The organism is Nocardiopsis codii (genome assembly GCF_036327455.1).
Lineage (GTDB): Bacteria > Actinomycetota > Actinomycetes > Streptosporangiales > Streptosporangiaceae > Nocardiopsis > Nocardiopsis codii.
The window spans coordinates 84681-101230 of sequence record NZ_JAUZMY010000003.1 but is presented as its reverse complement, the minus strand read 5'-3'; the positions used below and the strand labels follow the sequence as shown (position 1 = coordinate 101230).

General features: G+C 71.9%; 15 protein-coding genes. 9 read left to right on the top strand and 6 right to left on the bottom strand.

The features are described 5' to 3' along the window. The first annotated feature begins 136 nt into the window (after positions 1 to 136). Both Q8791_RS04230 and Q8791_RS04225 read left to right on the top strand, forming a co-directional pair. Positions 137 to 1918, top strand: coding sequence for an ABC-F family ATP-binding cassette domain-containing protein (locus Q8791_RS04230; protein WP_330090234.1), 1782 nt, complete (start codon positions 137 to 139; stop codon positions 1916 to 1918). Positions 1919 to 2164: 246 nt separating this feature from the next. After that, positions 2165 to 2659: a glutathione peroxidase gene (locus Q8791_RS04225; protein ID WP_330090233.1), complete on the top strand. Its 495-nt coding sequence runs from the start codon at positions 2165 to 2167 to the stop codon at positions 2657 to 2659. A 104-nt stretch (positions 2660 to 2763) separates the two neighbouring features. Here Q8791_RS04225 and Q8791_RS04220 read toward each other — a convergent pair whose 3' ends face one another. The 5 genes from Q8791_RS04220 to Q8791_RS04200 all read right to left on the bottom strand — a co-directional run bounded on the left by Q8791_RS04220 (position 2764) and on the right by Q8791_RS04200 (position 7412). Further along, positions 2764 to 3729 carry a GDSL-type esterase/lipase family protein gene (locus tag Q8791_RS04220; protein WP_330090443.1) on the bottom strand — a complete coding sequence of 322 codons (966 nt, stop codon included), beginning with the start codon at positions 3727 to 3729 and terminating at the stop codon, positions 2764 to 2766. Between the two features lie 362 nt (positions 3730 to 4091). Continuing rightward, the gene (locus tag Q8791_RS04215; RefSeq protein WP_330090232.1) at positions 4092 to 5030 is read right to left on the bottom strand and encodes a GDSL-type esterase/lipase family protein; all 939 of its coding nucleotides are present in this window, start codon (positions 5028 to 5030) and stop codon (positions 4092 to 4094) included. Positions 5031 to 5124: 94 nt separating this feature from the next. Then, entirely contained in the window at positions 5125 to 5634 is a 510-nt protein-coding gene (locus Q8791_RS04210; RefSeq protein ID WP_330090231.1) for a MarR family winged helix-turn-helix transcriptional regulator, read from the bottom strand. A 144-nt stretch (positions 5635 to 5778) separates the two neighbouring features. After that, positions 5779 to 6435, bottom strand: coding sequence for a TetR/AcrR family transcriptional regulator (locus Q8791_RS04205; RefSeq protein WP_330090230.1), 657 nt, complete (start codon positions 6433 to 6435; stop codon positions 5779 to 5781). A 14-nt stretch (positions 6436 to 6449) separates the two neighbouring features. Next, complete coding sequence (locus tag Q8791_RS04200; protein ID WP_330090229.1) at positions 6450 to 7412, bottom strand: acyl-CoA desaturase; 963 nt, start codon at positions 7410 to 7412, stop codon at positions 6450 to 6452. A 750-nt stretch (positions 7413 to 8162) separates the two neighbouring features. Here Q8791_RS04200 and glmU point away from each other — a divergent pair. The 5 genes from glmU to Q8791_RS04175 all read left to right on the top strand — a co-directional run bounded on the left by glmU (position 8163) and on the right by Q8791_RS04175 (position 12761). Then, on the top strand, positions 8163 to 9623 hold the full coding sequence (glmU, locus tag Q8791_RS04195) for a bifunctional UDP-N-acetylglucosamine diphosphorylase/glucosamine-1-phosphate N-acetyltransferase GlmU (RefSeq protein WP_330090228.1): 1461 nt from the start codon (positions 8163 to 8165) through the stop codon (positions 9621 to 9623). 17 nt (positions 9624 to 9640) lie between these two features. After that, complete coding sequence (locus Q8791_RS04190) at positions 9641 to 10609, top strand: ribose-phosphate diphosphokinase (RefSeq protein ID WP_330090227.1); 969 nt, start codon at positions 9641 to 9643, stop codon at positions 10607 to 10609. 358 nt (positions 10610 to 10967) lie between these two features. After that, on the top strand, positions 10968 to 11567 hold the full coding sequence (locus tag Q8791_RS04185; protein ID WP_330090226.1) for a 50S ribosomal protein L25/general stress protein Ctc: 600 nt from the start codon (positions 10968 to 10970) through the stop codon (positions 11565 to 11567). 188 nt (positions 11568 to 11755) lie between these two features. After that, positions 11756 to 12331 carry an aminoacyl-tRNA hydrolase gene (gene pth, locus Q8791_RS04180; protein ID WP_330090442.1) on the top strand — a complete coding sequence of 192 codons (576 nt, stop codon included), beginning with the start codon at positions 11756 to 11758 and terminating at the stop codon, positions 12329 to 12331. 79 nt (positions 12332 to 12410) lie between these two features. Beyond that, positions 12411 to 12761, top strand: coding sequence for a P-loop NTPase family protein (locus Q8791_RS04175; protein WP_330090225.1), 351 nt, complete (start codon positions 12411 to 12413; stop codon positions 12759 to 12761). A gap of 160 nt (positions 12762 to 12921) precedes the next feature. On the opposite strand, the gene Q8791_RS04170 is transcribed toward Q8791_RS04175, so the two are convergent. Then, positions 12922 to 13551 (bottom strand): TetR/AcrR family transcriptional regulator, encoded by a 630-nt coding sequence (locus tag Q8791_RS04170; protein WP_330090224.1) that lies wholly within the window; start codon positions 13549 to 13551, stop codon positions 12922 to 12924. 74 nt (positions 13552 to 13625) lie between these two features. Between Q8791_RS04170 and Q8791_RS04165 the strand changes: the two genes are divergently transcribed. Further along, positions 13626 to 14606 carry a DsbA family oxidoreductase gene (locus tag Q8791_RS04165; protein WP_330090223.1) on the top strand — a complete coding sequence of 327 codons (981 nt, stop codon included), beginning with the start codon at positions 13626 to 13628 and terminating at the stop codon, positions 14604 to 14606. A 389-nt stretch (positions 14607 to 14995) separates the two neighbouring features. Further along, positions 14996 to 16549 carry a sugar transferase gene (locus tag Q8791_RS04160; protein ID WP_330090222.1) on the top strand — a complete coding sequence of 518 codons (1554 nt, stop codon included), beginning with the start codon at positions 14996 to 14998 and terminating at the stop codon, positions 16547 to 16549. Position 16550: the final 1 nt, after the last annotated feature.

The following is a 16550-nucleotide window of genomic DNA, read 5'->3' as shown; positions in this document are numbered from 1 at the left end:
CGGGAACGCGTCCGGGGCCCTGCGTGGTGCGGCCCCGGGCGCGGTCCGGCGCGCACGCAGCCCGGCGCGGGCCCCTCACTCTCCCGAGGGGCCGGGCGGCCAGGGCACTGGGTCGGACCCCGGACAATGGAAGGTGATGACGAATCTGGTCAACCTTCAGGACGTGTCCCTGGCCTACGGGCCGCTCGTACTCCTCGACAAGGTGTCGCTCGGTGTGGACGAGGGCGAACGCATCGGCGTGGTCGGCCGCAACGGCGGCGGTAAGTCCACGCTGATCTCCGTGCTCTCCGCCATCACCGAACCCGACTCCGGTCGTGTCGTGCACAACCGCGGGCTGCGCATCGGCTTCCTGCACCAGCGCGACACCTTCCCCGACACCACCGTGGGCGGGTTCGTGCTGGACGGCCGAGCCGAGCACGAGTGGGCGGGGGACTCCCGCATCCGCGACGTCCTGCGCGGACTCCTCGGCGGCTGGGACCTGGACACCCCCATGTCCGGGCTCTCGGGAGGCGAGCGCCGCCGATCCGGCCTGGCGCGGCTGCTGATCGGCGACCACGACCTCATCGTGCTGGACGAGCCCACCAACCACCTGGACATCGAGGGCATCGCCTGGCTCGCCGAGCACCTGCGCGGACGTCCCGAGGCGCTCGTGGTCGTCACACACGACCGCTGGTTCCTCGACGCCGTCACCACCCGTACCTGGGAGGTCGGGCGCGGCACCGTCGAGCGCTACGAGGGCGGCTACGCCGCCTACGTCCTGGCCAAGGCCGAACGCGACCGCCAGGCCGCCGCCTCCGAGGAGCGCCGCCAGAACCTCATGCGCAAGGAGCTGGCCTGGCTGCGCCGCGGCGCCCCGGCCCGCACCTCCAAGCCCAAGTTCCGCATCGAGGCGGCCAACCAGCTCATCGCCGACGAGCCGCCGCCCCGCGACAGCGTCGAACTGGTGCGGTTCGCCAGCTCCCGGCTCGGCAAGACCGTCATCGACCTCAAGAACGTGTCGGTGGCCATCCCGGACCGCACCCTCCTGGACCACCTCACCTGGCAGCTGGGCCCCGGCGACCGGGTCGGCCTGGTGGGGGTGAACGGCGCCGGCAAGTCCACGCTCCTCAAGATCCTCGCCGAGGAGCGCGAACCCGATTCGGGAAGCGTGCGCACCGGCCGCACCGTCAAGCTCGCCCACCTGTCGCAGAACGTCGCCGAACTCGACCCCGGGGCGCGCCCGCTCCAGGCCGTCATGGAGATCCGCGAGCACATCACCATCGGCAAGCGCGACTACACCGCGAGCCAGATGCTGGAGCGCTTCGGCTTCCGGGGCGACCGGCAGTGGACGCCGATCGGCGACCTGTCCGGCGGTGAGCGCCGCCGCCTCCAGCTCCTGCGCCTGCTCATGGGCGAGCCCAACGTGCTGCTGCTGGACGAGCCCACCAACGACCTGGACATCGAGACCCTCACCGAGCTGGAGGACCTCCTCGACGGCTGGCCGGGCTCGCTCGTACTGGTCAGCCACGACCGCTACTTCCTTGAGCGCATCACCGACCGGGTGCTCGCCCTCATGGGCGACGGCGGTCTCGCGTGGCTGCCCGGCGGGGTCGACGAGTACCTGGAGCGCCGCGCCGCGACCGCGGGGGAGGCCACCGTGCCCCTCGGCGCCTCCGAAACCGCGGCCGTCGAGGCCGCGCCGGAGCAGCCCGCGGTGTCCGCGGCCGAACGGCGCGCGGCCCAGAAGGAGCTCCAGCGCGTCGAACGGCGCATGGACCGCATCGCCAAGCGCGAGTCCGAACTGCACGAGCTGATGGCCGCCGCCGCCAACGACTACGCCAGGCTCGCCGAACTCGACGCCGAGGCCAAGGCCCTGGCGACCGAGCGCGGCGAACTGGAGGAGGTCTGGCTGGAGCAGGCGGAGGTCGTCGGCGACTGACGGCCCACGCGGCACCGGGACGACGGGGAGGGGTCGGCATGCGCCGGCCCCTCCCCGTGTGCTCCCGCCCTGCTCGGCTCTGTCCGGCGCAGCGCCCGGCGCCCGGCCACCCCTCCCGGCGGCCGAGGGACCGCGCGGACCGGCCCGGCGCCGCGGTCCACCGTCGAGTAACCTCCGAGGTCCTGGGACCGCCCCGGCCGAACGTGCGCCGGGCGCCGGATCCCCGGAGGACAGGAGCCAACACGCATGACCGCTGTCGACGAGATCCCGGTGACGTTGATCGACGGACGCGAGACGACGTTCGGTGAGTGGGCCGGGAAGGTCCGGCTGGTGGTGAACGTCGCCTCCCGGTGCGGTTTCACGCCGCAGTACGAGCAGCTGGAGAAGCTCCAGCACCAGTACGCCGACCGGGGCTTCACCGTGCTGGGATTCCCCAGCAACCAGTTCCTCCAGGAGTTCGGCGACGACGGGAAGATCGCCGAGTACTGCTCAGCCACGTGGGGGGTGACCTTCCCGATGATGAGCAAGGTGAAGGTCAACGGCCGCCACCGCCACCCCCTCTACGCCGAACTGGCCGAGGCCGCCGACGAGGACGGCGCCGCCGGGAACGTGAAGTGGAACTTCGAGAAGTTCCTGGTCCTCCCGGACGGCGCCGTGCACCGCTTCCGCAGCAGGACGAGCCCGGACGACCCGGCCATCGTCGCGCTCATCGAGGAGTCACTGCCCGGCCGGACCGCGTAGCCCCGCACCCGGAGCGCCGCGGCCCCCGACGGCCCGGCGCCCCGCACCGGTCCCGCCAGGGAGGGGGCCGGGTCGCGGCCCCTCCCGCCACCGGCGGCTGCTCCTCAGCGCACCTCCTCGGCGAAGACGGAGGCGATCTCCCGGGCGCCCTCCTCGTTCGGGTGGATGTCCGGCCCCCGCTCCGCGTCGCACATCCAGGTCAGGTCGCACACGTTCTGGAGGTTCGCGGGCATGCCCGTCTCGCTGCCCTCGGGAACCTCCTGGTTGGTGGCCTGGAAGACGGAGTCCACGTCGGCGACGTCGATGCCCTGGGCCTCGTAGGCGTCGGTGAGCGTCCCGTTGACCTCGGTGAGGATCTCGACCGCCTCCTCGGCGAGCCCGCCCCTGGCCTCCTGCTCCGGGAAGACCTCCTCGGCCTCCTCCGCGGACGCGGACGCCTGACCGGCGGGGTCGTCGTCCAGGAGGAAGAACGCGAGGAACGGGTTGTAGTAGGTCATCGCGACGATCTGCGTGTCCGGCCCGGCCGCGGTGCGCAGCCGCTCCGCGATCTCGGGGACGTCCTCCTCCAGCCGCTCCAGGCCGTCGGCCACGCACTCCGCGTCGATGTCGATGTCCTCGGAGCCGTCGGCCCGGCCGTCCGGCGCGTTCACCCCCCGCACGCAGCGGGTGAAGTTGTTCGCCCCGATGGTGAGGGTCACCAGGTCCACCTCCCCCTCGTGGTCCGCGAGGAAGTCCTCTGCGGCCTGGAGCTGCTCGCCGTCGTCGTAGCGCTCCTCGCAGCGGGGCAGGCCGCCCTCCAGGAACGTGGTCGTGTCCTCGCCCGCGCAGCCCATCCGCTCGTGTTCGAGGCCGGGGTCCTCCTCGAGCAGGGTGCGGTACAGGATGTCCGTGTACCCCTGCTCGGTCTCGCCGGGCATCCCGTTCCCGTCGGGCTGCACGCCCACGGCCAGCGAGTCGCCCAGCGACAGGTAGTGGCCCCCGTCGGCCCCGGAGGGCTCCTGGTCCGAAGCCCCTCCTCCGTCGGCGCCCGAGCATCCCGCGGTCAGCACCACTGCGGCCGCGGCCGCGATCCAGCGGATTCGCACTGTCTTCTCCCACCCGGGTCGGCTACAGGTACGTGCCCGGGGGTCGTGCGGGGAGCCGGCGCGACCCGCCGAGCTCCCCGGGACCCGCCGGGCCCTTCACGTGGGGGAACCGGAAGGCGTCCGGGCCACCATGCCAGCAGCCACGGGTCCCGGTCGAGTCCGGGGTGGGGGACCGCGCCGGAAGGCCGCCGGGAGAGCCGGGCCCGCCCGGGGCGCGCACCCCTCCCGCCGCACCCCGGACAGCGGGCGGCGGACCGGGGTGCGGCGGACCGGGACCGTCCCGGGGACGCCCCGGCGGGGCCCGCGTCAGCGCGCGCGGACCCCTCGGGGACGGGCCCGGGCCCGGGTCAGCGGACCAGTTCCTCGAAGGCGGTCGCGATCACCTGTGCGCCCGCCCGGTTGGTGTGGATGTCCGGTCCCCGGTCCGCGTCGCACATCCAGGTGAGGTCGCAGACGGACCGGAGGTTCGCGGGCATGCCCGTGGAGCTGTCCGCGGGGACCCCGCCGTCCAGGGAGTCGAAGGCCGACTCCACGTCGGCGACGGCGATGTCCTCGGCGGCGAAGCCCGAGCGCAGCGACTCGTTCAGCTGCTCCAGGACGTCGGTGGCGTAGCCGGCCAGGCTCGCGTCGAAGGGCAGCTCGCCCTCGGCCTCCCCCAGGCGCGGGCCGTCCCCGGGGGCGGCCGGGCCGTCGGGGTCCTCGGCCCCGCCGCCGAGCAGCTGCGCCGCCAGGAACGGGTTGTAGTACGTCATGGCGACGATCCTGGTGTCCGGGCCCGCGGCCGTCCGCAGCCGGTTCGCGATCTCGGGGATCTCCGACTCGACGCGCTCCAGCCCGTCGTCCACGCACGCGGTGTCGACCGTCGGTCCCGTACCGCCGTCCAGTCCCGCGACGCAGCCGGTGAAGTTGTTCCCGCCGATGGTGAGGGTGACCAGGTCGACCCGGCCCGCGTGCTCGGACAGGAAGTCCTCGGCGGCCTCGATCTGCGACGTGTCCCCGTACTGCTCGTCGCAGTGGGGGACGCCGCCTTCGAGGAAGCTCGTGGTGTCCTCCCCGCCGCAGCCCATGCGCTCGTGCCGCAGCGTCGAGTCGGAGTCGTAGAGGGCGCGGTACAGGATGTCCGTGTACCCGTCCGGAGTCTCCTGGGGCGTCCCGTTCCCGTCGGGCTGTACGCCCACGGTCAGGGAGTCGCCCAGGGACAGGTAGTAGCTCTGCGCGGTCGTCGGTTCGGCGCCGTCGCCGCCGACGCACCCCGTGGCCAACGCGGTCGCGGCGGCCGCGGCCATCCACCGGATTCTCACTCTGTGTTCTCCCACCGAAGCCCGGAATGTGGTTCGCGCCCGGCAGCGGTCCCGGTGAGAGGCGGACACCGCTGGGTGACTAGCTCTGCGGCCGCGCCGGGTCCCTGTCGAGGGGGGCCAGAAGGCATCTCAGTAACGATGCCAGCTGTTCCCGGTCGCCGGCGGGCATGGGGGCGAGAAGGGTCTCCTCGTAGCTGAGGAGCGATTCCAGGGCCGTGTCGATGCGTTCGGCGCCGCGTTCGGTGAGCCGGACCAGCACCCCGCGCTTGTCGTCGGGGTCGGGGCGCCGCTTGACCAGTCCGGCGGCGGCCAGCCGGTCCACCCGGTTGGTCATGGTCCCCGACGTCACCAGTGTGGCGCGCAGCAGTCGGCCGGGGCTCAGCTCGTACGGGGGGCCCGAGCGGCGCAGCTCGGCGAGCACGTCGAACTCCCAGGGTTCCAGTGCGTGCTCGGTGAAGACCGTGCGCCGGGCACGGTCCAGGTGGCGTGCGAGCCTGGACACACGGCTGAACACCTCCAGGGGTGTCACGTCCACGTCCGGGCGTTCGGAGCGCCACGCCTCGATCAGCCCATCCACCTCATCGCGCATGGGGACAGCCTATCTCTTGACATCAAGATAGTGGGGGCGGTATGTCGAACATCCCTGTCGCCCAGGGGCCGCCGCCGTCCGGAGGCCGTCGCGCGGTGCGCGGAACGCGGTGGACCCACCCCGTGCGAGGGGTGGGTCCGGACATCAGGTCGATCCGCGCCGCTTCGTCTGCAGCCTCGGTTTGGGCTCCAGGCTCGCGAGCCCGTTCCACGCGAGGTTGACCAGGTGCGCCGCGACCACCTCGCGCCTGGGCCTGCGCACCTCCAGCCACCACTGCCCGGTCAGCGCCCACATGCCCACCAGGGCCTGCGCGTACATGGGGGCGAGCGCCGGGTCGTAGCCGCGTTCGGCGAACTCGTCCACCATGATGTGCTCGACCTGGCTGGCGATGTCGTTGATCAGGCTGGCGAAGCTCCCGGTGCCGGAGGCCACGTGGGAGTCACGGGTCAGGACCCGGAACCCCACCGTGTTCTCCTCCACGTAGCGCAACAGGGCCAGCGCCGCCTTCTCGATCTTGCCCCGGGCGCTGTCGGCGGTGAGGGCCTCGCCCATCATGTCGAGGAGCGTGCGCATCTCACGGTCGACCACGACCGCGTAGATGCCCTCCTTGCCACCGAAGTGCTCGTACACGACGGGCTTGGACACCCCGGCCCGCGCGGCGATCTCCTCGACGGAGGTCGCATCGAACCCGCGTTCGGCGAACAGCTCCCGGCCGATCTCCACCAGCTGTTGCCGACGCTCCTTGCCCGTCATGCGTTTGCGGCGTACGCGGGCCTTCTGCTCGCTGTCGGCTGCTCCCATGATGGCTACTGATCCTAGACCTTGACCCGCTTGGCAGCGAGCCGTTCGTTGTTGGGCCAGCGGACCTTCGTGGCCCAGCCGAACTTCTCGAACGCCCAGATCACGCGGGCGGAGATGTCGATCTGGCCCTTGAGCACGCCGTGGCGCGCGCAGGTCGGGTCGGCGTGGTGCAGGTTGTGCCAGGACTCGCCGAACGAGGGGATGGCCAGCCACCACACGTTGCGGGAGCGGTCGCGCACCTCGAAGTTCTCCTCGCCGATGGTGTGGCAGATGGAGTTGATGGACCAGGTGACGTGGTGCAGCAGAGCCACGCGGACCAGGCTCGCCCAGAAGAACGCGGTGAGCGCGCCCCACCAGGACATGGTCACGAGGCCGCCGATGAGGGCGGGGGCGCCGAGGGAGAAGATCACGATCGGCAGGAACAGCTTGTCGACGAGGACGATGTCCTTGTCCTTGAGCAGGTCCGGGGTGAAGCGGCGCGGCGAGGTCCTCTTCTCGTCCAGGTACATCCACGCCATGTGGGCGTAGTACAGGCCCTTGGCGACGGACTTCCAGTCGTCGCCGAAGCGCCACGGCGAGTGCGGGTCGCCCTCGGCGTCGGCGTACTTGTGGTGGCGGCGGTGGTCGGCCACCCACTTGATGACGCTGCCCTCGATGGCCATCGAGCCGGCGATCGCGAGCGCGATGCGCAGGGGGCGGTTGGCCTTGAAGGAGCCGTGCGTGAAGTGGCGGTGGAAGCCGACCGTGATGCCCAGGCCGCTGATGAGGTAGAAGACCGACGCGATGGCGATGTCGGTGAGGCTCAGGCCCCAGCCCCAGAAGAACGGGACGGACGCGAGCAGCGCGATCAGCGGGATGAAGACGAACGCGAAGACCGTGAAGCGTTCGGCCCGGCCTCGTAGTTCCGGCTCGTACTCGGGAATCGCCTCGCGTTTCTTGTCGGCGTTCTCGGTCGGCAGCTCGGGAGCAGCGGTCATGGTCGTACACACCTCGTCGTCACGGCAACGTCGTCGCGGTCGGGACGGTGTCCGAAAGGCGCGGAGCACCCGTCGCGACGGCCCAACCTATTCCTACGTAACCGTAACCTACGACCCCGTAGGTTTGGCAAGCCCTCCACCGGAGGCGCTATGTTGGTGCCTGGCGTACGGGTGCGACGCGTTCGCGCCCGCTGCCTTCCCGGATGATGTAATCGGCAGCATGTGGGGTTTTGGTCCCCATCGTCCAGGTTCGAGCCCTGGTCCGGGAGCCGGCTGCCCGTCTCCGGGGCCGCAGCCCGCGAGGCCCCGCGCCCCTGTGGGCGAGCCGCAGGCAGCCCCGTCCGTACCGGAACCGGCCTTCGCGCGCGCACGCGCGAGGACCTGCGGTGCAGGACCGGGTCCGCCGCTCCGTACGAAGCCCGTGCGCCCGCACGCCCCGGTGAGCTTCCCGGGGCCGCCGCCGCACGACGCCCCCGCTCACGTGCTCCGACCACCCGTGGCGCGCCCGTGCCGGGCCCGGCCGCGCGGCGCGGCGCATCTCACAGAACACCCCGGAACCCAACGCCACAGGCGTGCCCCGGGTGCGGCCCCTCACTCCGGCGTCACGCCCCCGTTGGGAGGCTGTGACGCGCATGTATCCTTCCCATGTCGGCCGCTGGTCATCCGACGGCCGCCCGCGCGGCACGCGGGTCGAGCCGCCGAAGGGTGAGCCGACAGTTCAATGCCAGCTATCACGAGGGGTCTCCTTCAGTGAGCGTGAACCGTCCGGCTGCCGTCATCGTCCTTGCGGCGGGCGAGGGCACCCGAATGAAGTCGAAGCTTCCCAAGGTCCTCCACGAACTCAACGGCCGCAGCATGCTCGGCCACGTTCTCGCGGCCGCGGGCGAACTGGACCCTCACCACGCGGTCGTGGTCGTCGGCCACGCCCGGGACCAGGTGAGAGCCCACCTGGCCGAGGTCGCCCCCGAGGCCGCCACGGCCGTCCAGGAAGAACAGAACGGCACGGGCCACGCGGTGCGCATGGCCGTCGAGGACCTGGCCGCCAAGGGCACCGAGCTCTCCGGCACCGTGGTCCTGACGTGCGGTGACACCCCGCTCCTGCGCGGCTCCACGCTCTCCGAGCTGGTCGCCGCCCACGACAAGGAGGGCAACGCCGTCACGGTGCTGTCCGCCCGGGTCCCCGACCCCCACGGCTACGGGCGCATCGTCCGCGACGACGGCGGTGACTTCACCGGGATCGTCGAGCACGCCGACGCCACGCCCGGACAGCACGCGATCGACGAGATCAACTCGGGCATGTACGCGTTCGACGGCGCGCTCCTGTCCGAGGTCGTACAGCGCCTGTCCACGGACAACGCCAAGGGCGAGGAGTACATCACCGACGCGGTCGCGCTGCTGCGCGGCGACGGACACCGGGTCGGCGCCTGGATCGCCGAGGACTGGCACGAGGTGCAGGGCGTCAACAACCGCGTCCAGCTCTCCGAGGCCCGCCGCGTCCTCAACGACCGCCTCCTCACCGGGCACATGCTCGCCGGGGTCACCGTCGTGGACCCCGCGTCCACGTGGGTGGACGCGCAGGTCCTGATCGGGCGAGACACCGTGATCGAACCCGGCACCCGCCTGCGGGGCGCCACCGTCATCGGTGAGGAGGCCGTCGTCGGCCCCCGCGCCGACCTGCGGGACACGGTCGTCGGGCAGGGCGCCGAGGTGCGCGAGACCACCGCGGACAGGGCCGAGGTCGGTCCCGGGGCCTCCGTGGGCCCCTACACCTTCCTCCGGCCGGGCACCCGCCTGGCCGGGCGGGCCAAGGCCGGCGCCTTCGTCGAGATCAAGAACTCGAACGTCGGCGCCGGATCCAAGATCCCGCACCTGACCTACGTCGGGGACGCCGACATCGGCGTGGGCAGCAACATCGGCTGCTCCTCGGTGTTCGTCAACTACGACGGAGTCGACAAGCACCGGAGCGTCATCGGCGACCACGTGCGGCTCGGCAGCGACAACACCTTCGTCGCGCCCGTGCACGTGGGCGACGGCGCCTACTCCGGTGCGGGGACCGTGATCAGGAACGACGTGCCGCCCGGCGCGCTGGCGATCTCCGAGGGACACCGCCAGCGCAACGTGGAGGGCTGGACCCGGCGCAAGCGCCCGGGGACGCCCGCCGCCGAGGCGGCGGACAAGGCCGATCGGCACAGAGCCGACGACAAGCAGTGACTGTGGGGGAGAAACACGTGACCGGCATGAAGGCCACCGGCCAGAAGAACCTGATGCTGTTCTCGGGGCGCACACACCCCGGGCTGGCCGAGGAGGTAGCCAAGGAGCTGGGGATCGAGGTGGTCCCCACCCGGTTCGACACCTTCGCCAACGGTGAGATCTTCATGCGGTACCTGGAGTCGGTCCGCGGCTGCGACGCGTTCGTCATCCAGAGCCACGCCGACCCGGTCAACGAGTCGATCATGGAGCAGCTGATCATGGTGGACGCGCTCAAGCGCGCGTCCGCCAAGCGGATCACCGTGGTCACGCCGATCCTGGGCTACGCCCGCCAGGACAAGAAGCACCGCGGCCGCGAGCCCATCTCCGCGCGTCTGGTCACCGACCTGTTCCGGACCGCGGGAGCGGACCGGATGATGGCCGTCGACCTGCACACGGACCAGATCCAGGGCTTCTTCGACGGCCCGGTCGACCACCTCTTCGCTCTTCCGATCCTGGCCGACCACGTGGCCAGCCAGGTCGAGCGCTCCGAGATCACCGTGGTCTCCCCGGACGCGGGCCGCGTGCGGACCGCCGACCGCTGGGCGGACCGGCTGGGCGCCCCGCTGGCGATCATCCACAAGCGGCGCGACCCGGACGTCGCCAACCAGGTCAAGGTCCACGAGGTCGTCGGCACGGTCGAGAACCGCGTCTGCGTCCTGGTGGACGACATGATCGACACCGGCGGCACCATCGTGAAGGCCTCCGAGGCGCTGTTCGAGCAGGGCGCCAAGGCGGTCATCGTGGCCGCCACGCACGGTGTGCTGTCCGGCCCCGCGGCCGAACGCCTCCAGAACTCGCGGATCTCCGAGGTGATCATCACCAACACGCTCCCCGTTCCCGAGGAGCGCGCCTTCGAGAAGCTGACCCAGCTCTCGATCGCCCCCCTGGTGGCCCGCGCCATCAGCGAGGTCTTCACGGACGGTTCGGTCACGAGCCTGTTCGAGTAGACCGGTACCAAGTTCTCACCATGTCCCGCGCGCCCCGTTGACGGCCTCCCGGTTCGGAGGGTGACAGTCGACGGGGCGTGTTCTGAGTCGTCAGTGAAGCCAGTAGACTTGACCGAGTGTCCCCGTGCCCAGGTGGAGTCGTGTTCGGCTTCGTCTGGAAGTGCGGGCAGGGGTGCGCGACGAGCGTTCCCGGGCCGGACGGGTCCGGTGACGGCTCGCCGGGCACGCCTGGAACCAGGGCGGTCGCGTCCCCTGCATCAGGGGAGACCCCGCCGCATTCTCCGCCGAGGGCGAGAATCGTTCGTACTACTGGAGTCGTGTTCCCCGTGCTGCGGGGTTGAACCCGAGGAGTTTTGTCGTGTCCGAGGTACGTATCGCTGCCGAGCCCCGCACGGAATTCGGCAAGGGCGCCTCCCGTCGCGCCCGCCGCGCGGGTAAGGTGCCGGCCGTCCTCTACGGCCACGGCACCGAGCCCCGCCACCTGAACCTGCCGGGCCACGAGCTCATGCTCGCCCTGAAGACCCCGAACGTCCTGATCCGCCTCGAAGGCCTGGACAAGGACAACCTCGCCCTGCCCAAGAGTGTGCAGCGCGACGCCATCAAGGGCTTCCTTGAGCACATCGACCTCCTGGTCGTGTCCAAGGGCGAGAAGGTCGAGGTTGAGATCTCGGTGAACCTGACCGGTGAGGTCAAGGCCCCGGGTGTGCTCAACCAGGAGCTCGTCACCGTGACCGTCGAGGCTGAGGCCACCAACATCCCCACCGGTGTCGAGTTCGACATCGAGGGCCTGGAGGTCGGCGCCAACCCGACCGCCGGCGACCTGAAGCTGCCCGCGGGCGCCACCCTGGTCACCGACGCCGAGTCCCTCCTGCTGACCGTCTCCGCGCCCCGCGTGGAGGAGGAGCCGGAGACCAGCGCCGCGGCCGCCGAGTCCGCCGAGGAGTCCGCCGCCGAGTAGGGCGGTGTGCCATCCACAGATCTCGACGAACGCGCGGTCCCCACGGGGGCCGCGCGTTCGCCGTATCGGTAGGGTCGTGCTCCATGTGGACCTGGTTGAGGGCGTTGTCGGGCAGGAAGCAAGCCGATGGTGGCGACACCGGGAGCAGGAGCGGCGACGGGAAGAGCGCCGACGGGGGGAGCGAGGACATGGGCGAGGCCGATCGCTGGCTCGTCGTGGGGTTGGGCAACCCCGGCCCCAAGTACGCGGGCAACCGGCACAACGCCGGTTTCCTGGTGGTGGAGTCACTCGCCGGGAGTGAGCGCTGGAAGGCGCACAAGGCGCACGCCGAGGTGGTGGAGACCCGCCTGGAGGGTGTGCCGGTGGTCCTGGCCAAGCCCAGGACCTTCATGAACCTGTCGGGCGGCCCGGTGGCCGGACTGGCGAGGTTCTACAAGGTGCCCGTCGAGCGGATCGTCGTGGTGCACGACGAGATGGACATCGACTTCGGCGCCCTGAAGCTCAAGAAGGGCGGCGGGCCCGGCGGGCACAACGGCCTCAAGTCGATGACGGCGTCCCTGTCCAGCCCCGAGTACATCCGTGTGCGGTTCGGAGTGGGCCGCCCGCCGGGTCGCATGGACCCGGCCGCGTACGTTCTCAAGGACTTCTCCTCGACGGAGCGCTCCGAACTGGACCTGAACGTCGATCGCGCCGCCGACGCGGTGCGCACGGTGCTCCGGGACGGCCTGGGCCGGGCGCAGAACATCTACCACACCGCTGCCTGAGGGAGCGGTACCGCCGAACGGGAGAGGCACGGTCCCGGACGGGCTCCAGGGCCCTGTCGGCACCGCTGACACACGGCTGGTGGTGATCCGCGGCAACTCGGCCTCGGGCAAGAGCTCGGTCGCCGCGGGGCTGCGCGCCGCGTACGGGCGCGGCCTCGCGCTCGTCGGCCAGGACAACGTGCGCCGTGACGTGCTCAGGGAGCGGGACGTGCCGGGCGGGGCCGCGGTCGGCCTGATCGGGCTGATGGCCCGCTACGCGCTGGCCCACGGCTTCCACGTGGTGGTCGAGGGCATCCTGTACGCCGACCGCTACGCGGGGATGCTCGCCGGGCCGGCCGCGGACCACCGGGGCGTGACGCGGTGCTACTACCTGGACGTGCCGTTCGAGGAGACGTCGGCCCGCCACCAAGGAGGGCCTGGACGTCGGTGAACCCGAACTGCGCGCCTGGTGGCGCCCTGGCGACCTGCTGCCCGGCGGCCTGGAGACCGTGATCGACCACCGGTCCGGGCTGGGCGAGAGCGTGGCGCGCATCCTCCGGGAAGCGGGGCTGGACGGGGCCGGCTGAGGCCGATCCCCCCGGCCGCGGCCCTCAGCCTCGCAGCAGCCGCCAGGTGGCCAGCGCCAGGGAGCGCGCCCCGTCCGCCCCGCCCGCGCCGTGTGCGCCGTCGGCTGAGTCCCCTGCCGGGTGCGCGTCCCCCGGACCCGTCTCCGTCCCGGTCCCCGCGCGGACGCCGTCGGCGATCACGCCGACGAGCGCTCCGGCCAGGTACGCGGAGTGCGTGCGCACCGGGACGTCGCCGAACCCCGCGGGCCTCGTCCCCGCCGCGAAGCGCGCGGCCAGCTCCTCGGCCAGGCGTTCCCGCAACCGGTTCGCGAACCGGGGGCTTCCCTGGTCGGACAGCATCCGCCGGTACAGGACGGCGTTCTCGGACACGTGCTCGAACAGGTCCACCAGGGGTTCCGGCGCCCGGTCGCGCGGAGCGTCCAGCGGGCACAGCGCCGCGCACCGCGCCACGTGCGCGACGGCGTCGTCCATGGCGTCGGCGACCAGGGCGTCCAGGTCGGCGTAGTGCTGGTAGACGGTCGCCCGGTTCACCTCGGCGCGCCGCGCCACGGAGGACATCGTCACGTCCCCGAGCTCCCGTTCGGCTGCCAGGGAGAGGAGGGCGGCGCGCAGCCGGTCGCGGGTGCGGCGGGCGCGCGGGTCGTCGAGATTCACCGGACCAGGCTAGGGCACCCGACATCAAATAGACACCTGTTGCTTAAACAACAATCGTTGTTTAGTGTGTCCGCATGAGGATCGAGGTCTGGGCGGACGTGGTCTGCCCCTGGACGTACATCGGCAAGCGACGCCTGGAGCAGGCTCTGGCAGGCCTGCCCGGCGCGGAGGTCCCGGAGGTGGTGTGGCGTCCGTACCGGATCGACCCCTCGGCCCCCGCAGTCGCGGAGCCCCTGGACGCACTTCTGCGCGACCCCTTCGTGGACACCGCCCTCCTGGCCTGCGCCCCCGGGCTCACCCCGGGGGAGAACCGGATCCGGGTCGCCGAGGTCGCCGCGGCCGAGGGGCTCGGCCCCCGCTGGGGCGCCTCCTGGCGGGTCAGCAGCCACGACGCCCACAGGCTCGTCATGCTCGCTGGCGAGGCCGGCGGTCCGGCGCTCCAGGGCGCCGTGGTGGAGGGCGTGCTCCACGCCCACTTCGTGGCGGCCGACGACATCGGGTCCGCCCAGGTCCTCGATCGGATCGCCCGGACGGCCGGGTTCCCGGACGGGGGCCGGCTCCTCCGGGCGGGGGAGGGGGAGGAGGGCGTGCGGGAACTCGTCCTGCGCGGCAGGGCGGTCGGCGTGCGCACCTCCCCGACGTTCGTGGCCAACGGCCGCGCGCTGGAGGGAGCCCAGGGTCCCGAGGCGATCCGGGGGTTCCTCGCCGCCGCGGCGGGGCACGCGCCGCGGGCCCTGCCCGAGGAGGTCGAGCGCTTCCGCCAGGCCGAGTCCCTGTTGGGCGCGGGCGACCCCCTCGGTGCGCTCTCGCTCCTTCGGCCGATGCTCGACGAGCACGCCGCCGACCGCGGCGTGCGCCTGCTCGCGGCCCGCGCCCACTACCGGTCCGCCCAGCTCAACCGGGCGCGGCGGGGGCTGGAGGCACTGGTGGAGGAGGCCCCGGACGACGCCTACGCCCGCCTTCTGCTGGGCCGCACGCTCCAGCGCCAGGGTGAGCGGGAGCTCGCAAGCCCGCACCTGCGCCTGGCGGGGGCGATGGTCCCCGACTACGCCTGACCCGCGATCGCGTCGCGGTCCTGGCCGTCCGTCGGTCCAGCCGTCCGTCGGGCCCGCGCCCGGCGCGGGGCTGACGGACGGCGCGGAACGGTGACGATCCGTGCGCGGTTTCGGTCGGCGTTCTCTGGAAGCCGCGCCCGGCCGTCCCCGGCGCGCCGCTTTCGGTGGTCCGAGGCTCGGGAAGGACACATTCGTGTCTTGACCAGGGCTTCTTGACCAGGAATGTGCAACTCAACGTGACTTTTCAGCTACTTTTGGTTACTGTTCAGGTCGTTGGTTCGCATGCGCTCCCGACCAGACGCCCCGCTCCTGATCTCCGCGTCGAGTCCCGTGGCGCCTGGGGGAATGACTCGATATAAGGCTTCCACAGCTGTGGCCTTGGGGGATGCATGATCACCACCAGCGGGGTGAAGACCGTCCGCGACCAGACGACGCGCATCGTCGTCGGCACCAGGGAAGGCACCGCGGGTCGGGGTGCCGACACCGGCCTCCACGGACCGGGGGGAGGCGCGGGTCCGGGCACGCGCTCGGGCTCCTGGACGCGCCCGTACGTCGTGAGCCTCGTGGCCCTGGACCTCACCGCGGCCTTCGCCGCGACCCTGGTCGGGACCGTCGTCCGCTTCCACGGCTCACTGGGGGCGGCCACCGCCGCCACCCACGTCCACCTGTCCCTCCTCCTGCCCTTCGTGTGGATCCTGTTCGTCTACCTGGGCGGCGGCTACGCGCGGCGCTTCCTCGGGGTGGGCACCGAGGAGTACCGGCGCGTCGCCACCGCCGGGGTCGCCCTCGCGGCGTCCGTCGCGATCGGCGCCTACGCGGTCACGTTCGACCTCGCGCGGGGCTACGCCCTCGTGGCGCTCCCGCTCGTCGCCCTGGTCAGCCTCGCCCTGCGGTACGGGCGCCGCAAGGCGCTGCACAGGAGGAGGCGCTCGGGCCAGTGCATGAGCGGCGTGGTGGTCGTCGGGCACAGGGTCGCGGCCGGGGATCTCATCAGGCGGTTCCGCGACGAGATCTACCACGGCATGCGCGTCGTCGGCGTGTGCCTGCCCCAGAGCGACATCGTCCCCGGCCTGGTGACCGACACGGTGGAGGACTGTCCGGTCCTCGGCGCCTTCGACGACGCCGCCGAGGCGGCGGCCCTCGTCGGGGCCGACACCGTGGCGGTCCTCGCGTGCCCCGAGATGGACGGGGTCGAGCTGCGCCGCCTGGCCTGGCAGCTGGAGAAGAGCGGCACCGACCTCATCGTCGCGTCGGCGCTGATGGAGGTCGCCGGACCGCGGACCTCCATCCGGCCGGTCGCCGGCCTCCCGCTCCTGCACGTGGAGCACCCGGAGCTGGTCGGCGCCCGCCGTGTCCTCAAGTCGGTCTTCGACCGCTCGGCGGCCGCACTGGCGGTGCTCCTGCTGGCACCGCTGTTCCTGGCCCTGTTCGTCCTCATCCGGGTGGAGGGCCGCGGACCCGCGCTCTTCACGCAGACCCGTGTAGGGCGGGGTGGCGTCGAGTTCACCGTGTACAAGTTCCGTACCATGGTCGTCGGGGCCGAGGCGTTGAAGGTGATGCTCCAGCCCCGCAACGAGCACGACGGAGTGCTGTTCAAGATGCGCCGCGATCCCCGGGTGACGTCCGTGGGGACGTGGTTGCGCCGGTACTCGCTCGATGAGCTACCCCAGCTCATCAACGTGGTCCGGGGGGAGATGTCGCTCGTCGGCCCCAGGCCGCCGCTGCCGGAGGAGGTCGCCCAGTACGGGCACGACGTCCGCCGCAGACTGGTGGTCAAGCCGGGGCTGACGGGCCTGTGGCAGGTCAGCGGCCGGTCCGACCTCTCGTGGGAGGAATCGGTCCGCCTCGATCTGCGGTACGTGGAAAACTGGTCGCTGACGCTGGACATCCAGATCCTGTGGAAGACGTGGTCAGCGGTGATCCGTGGGGCGGGAGCATACTAGC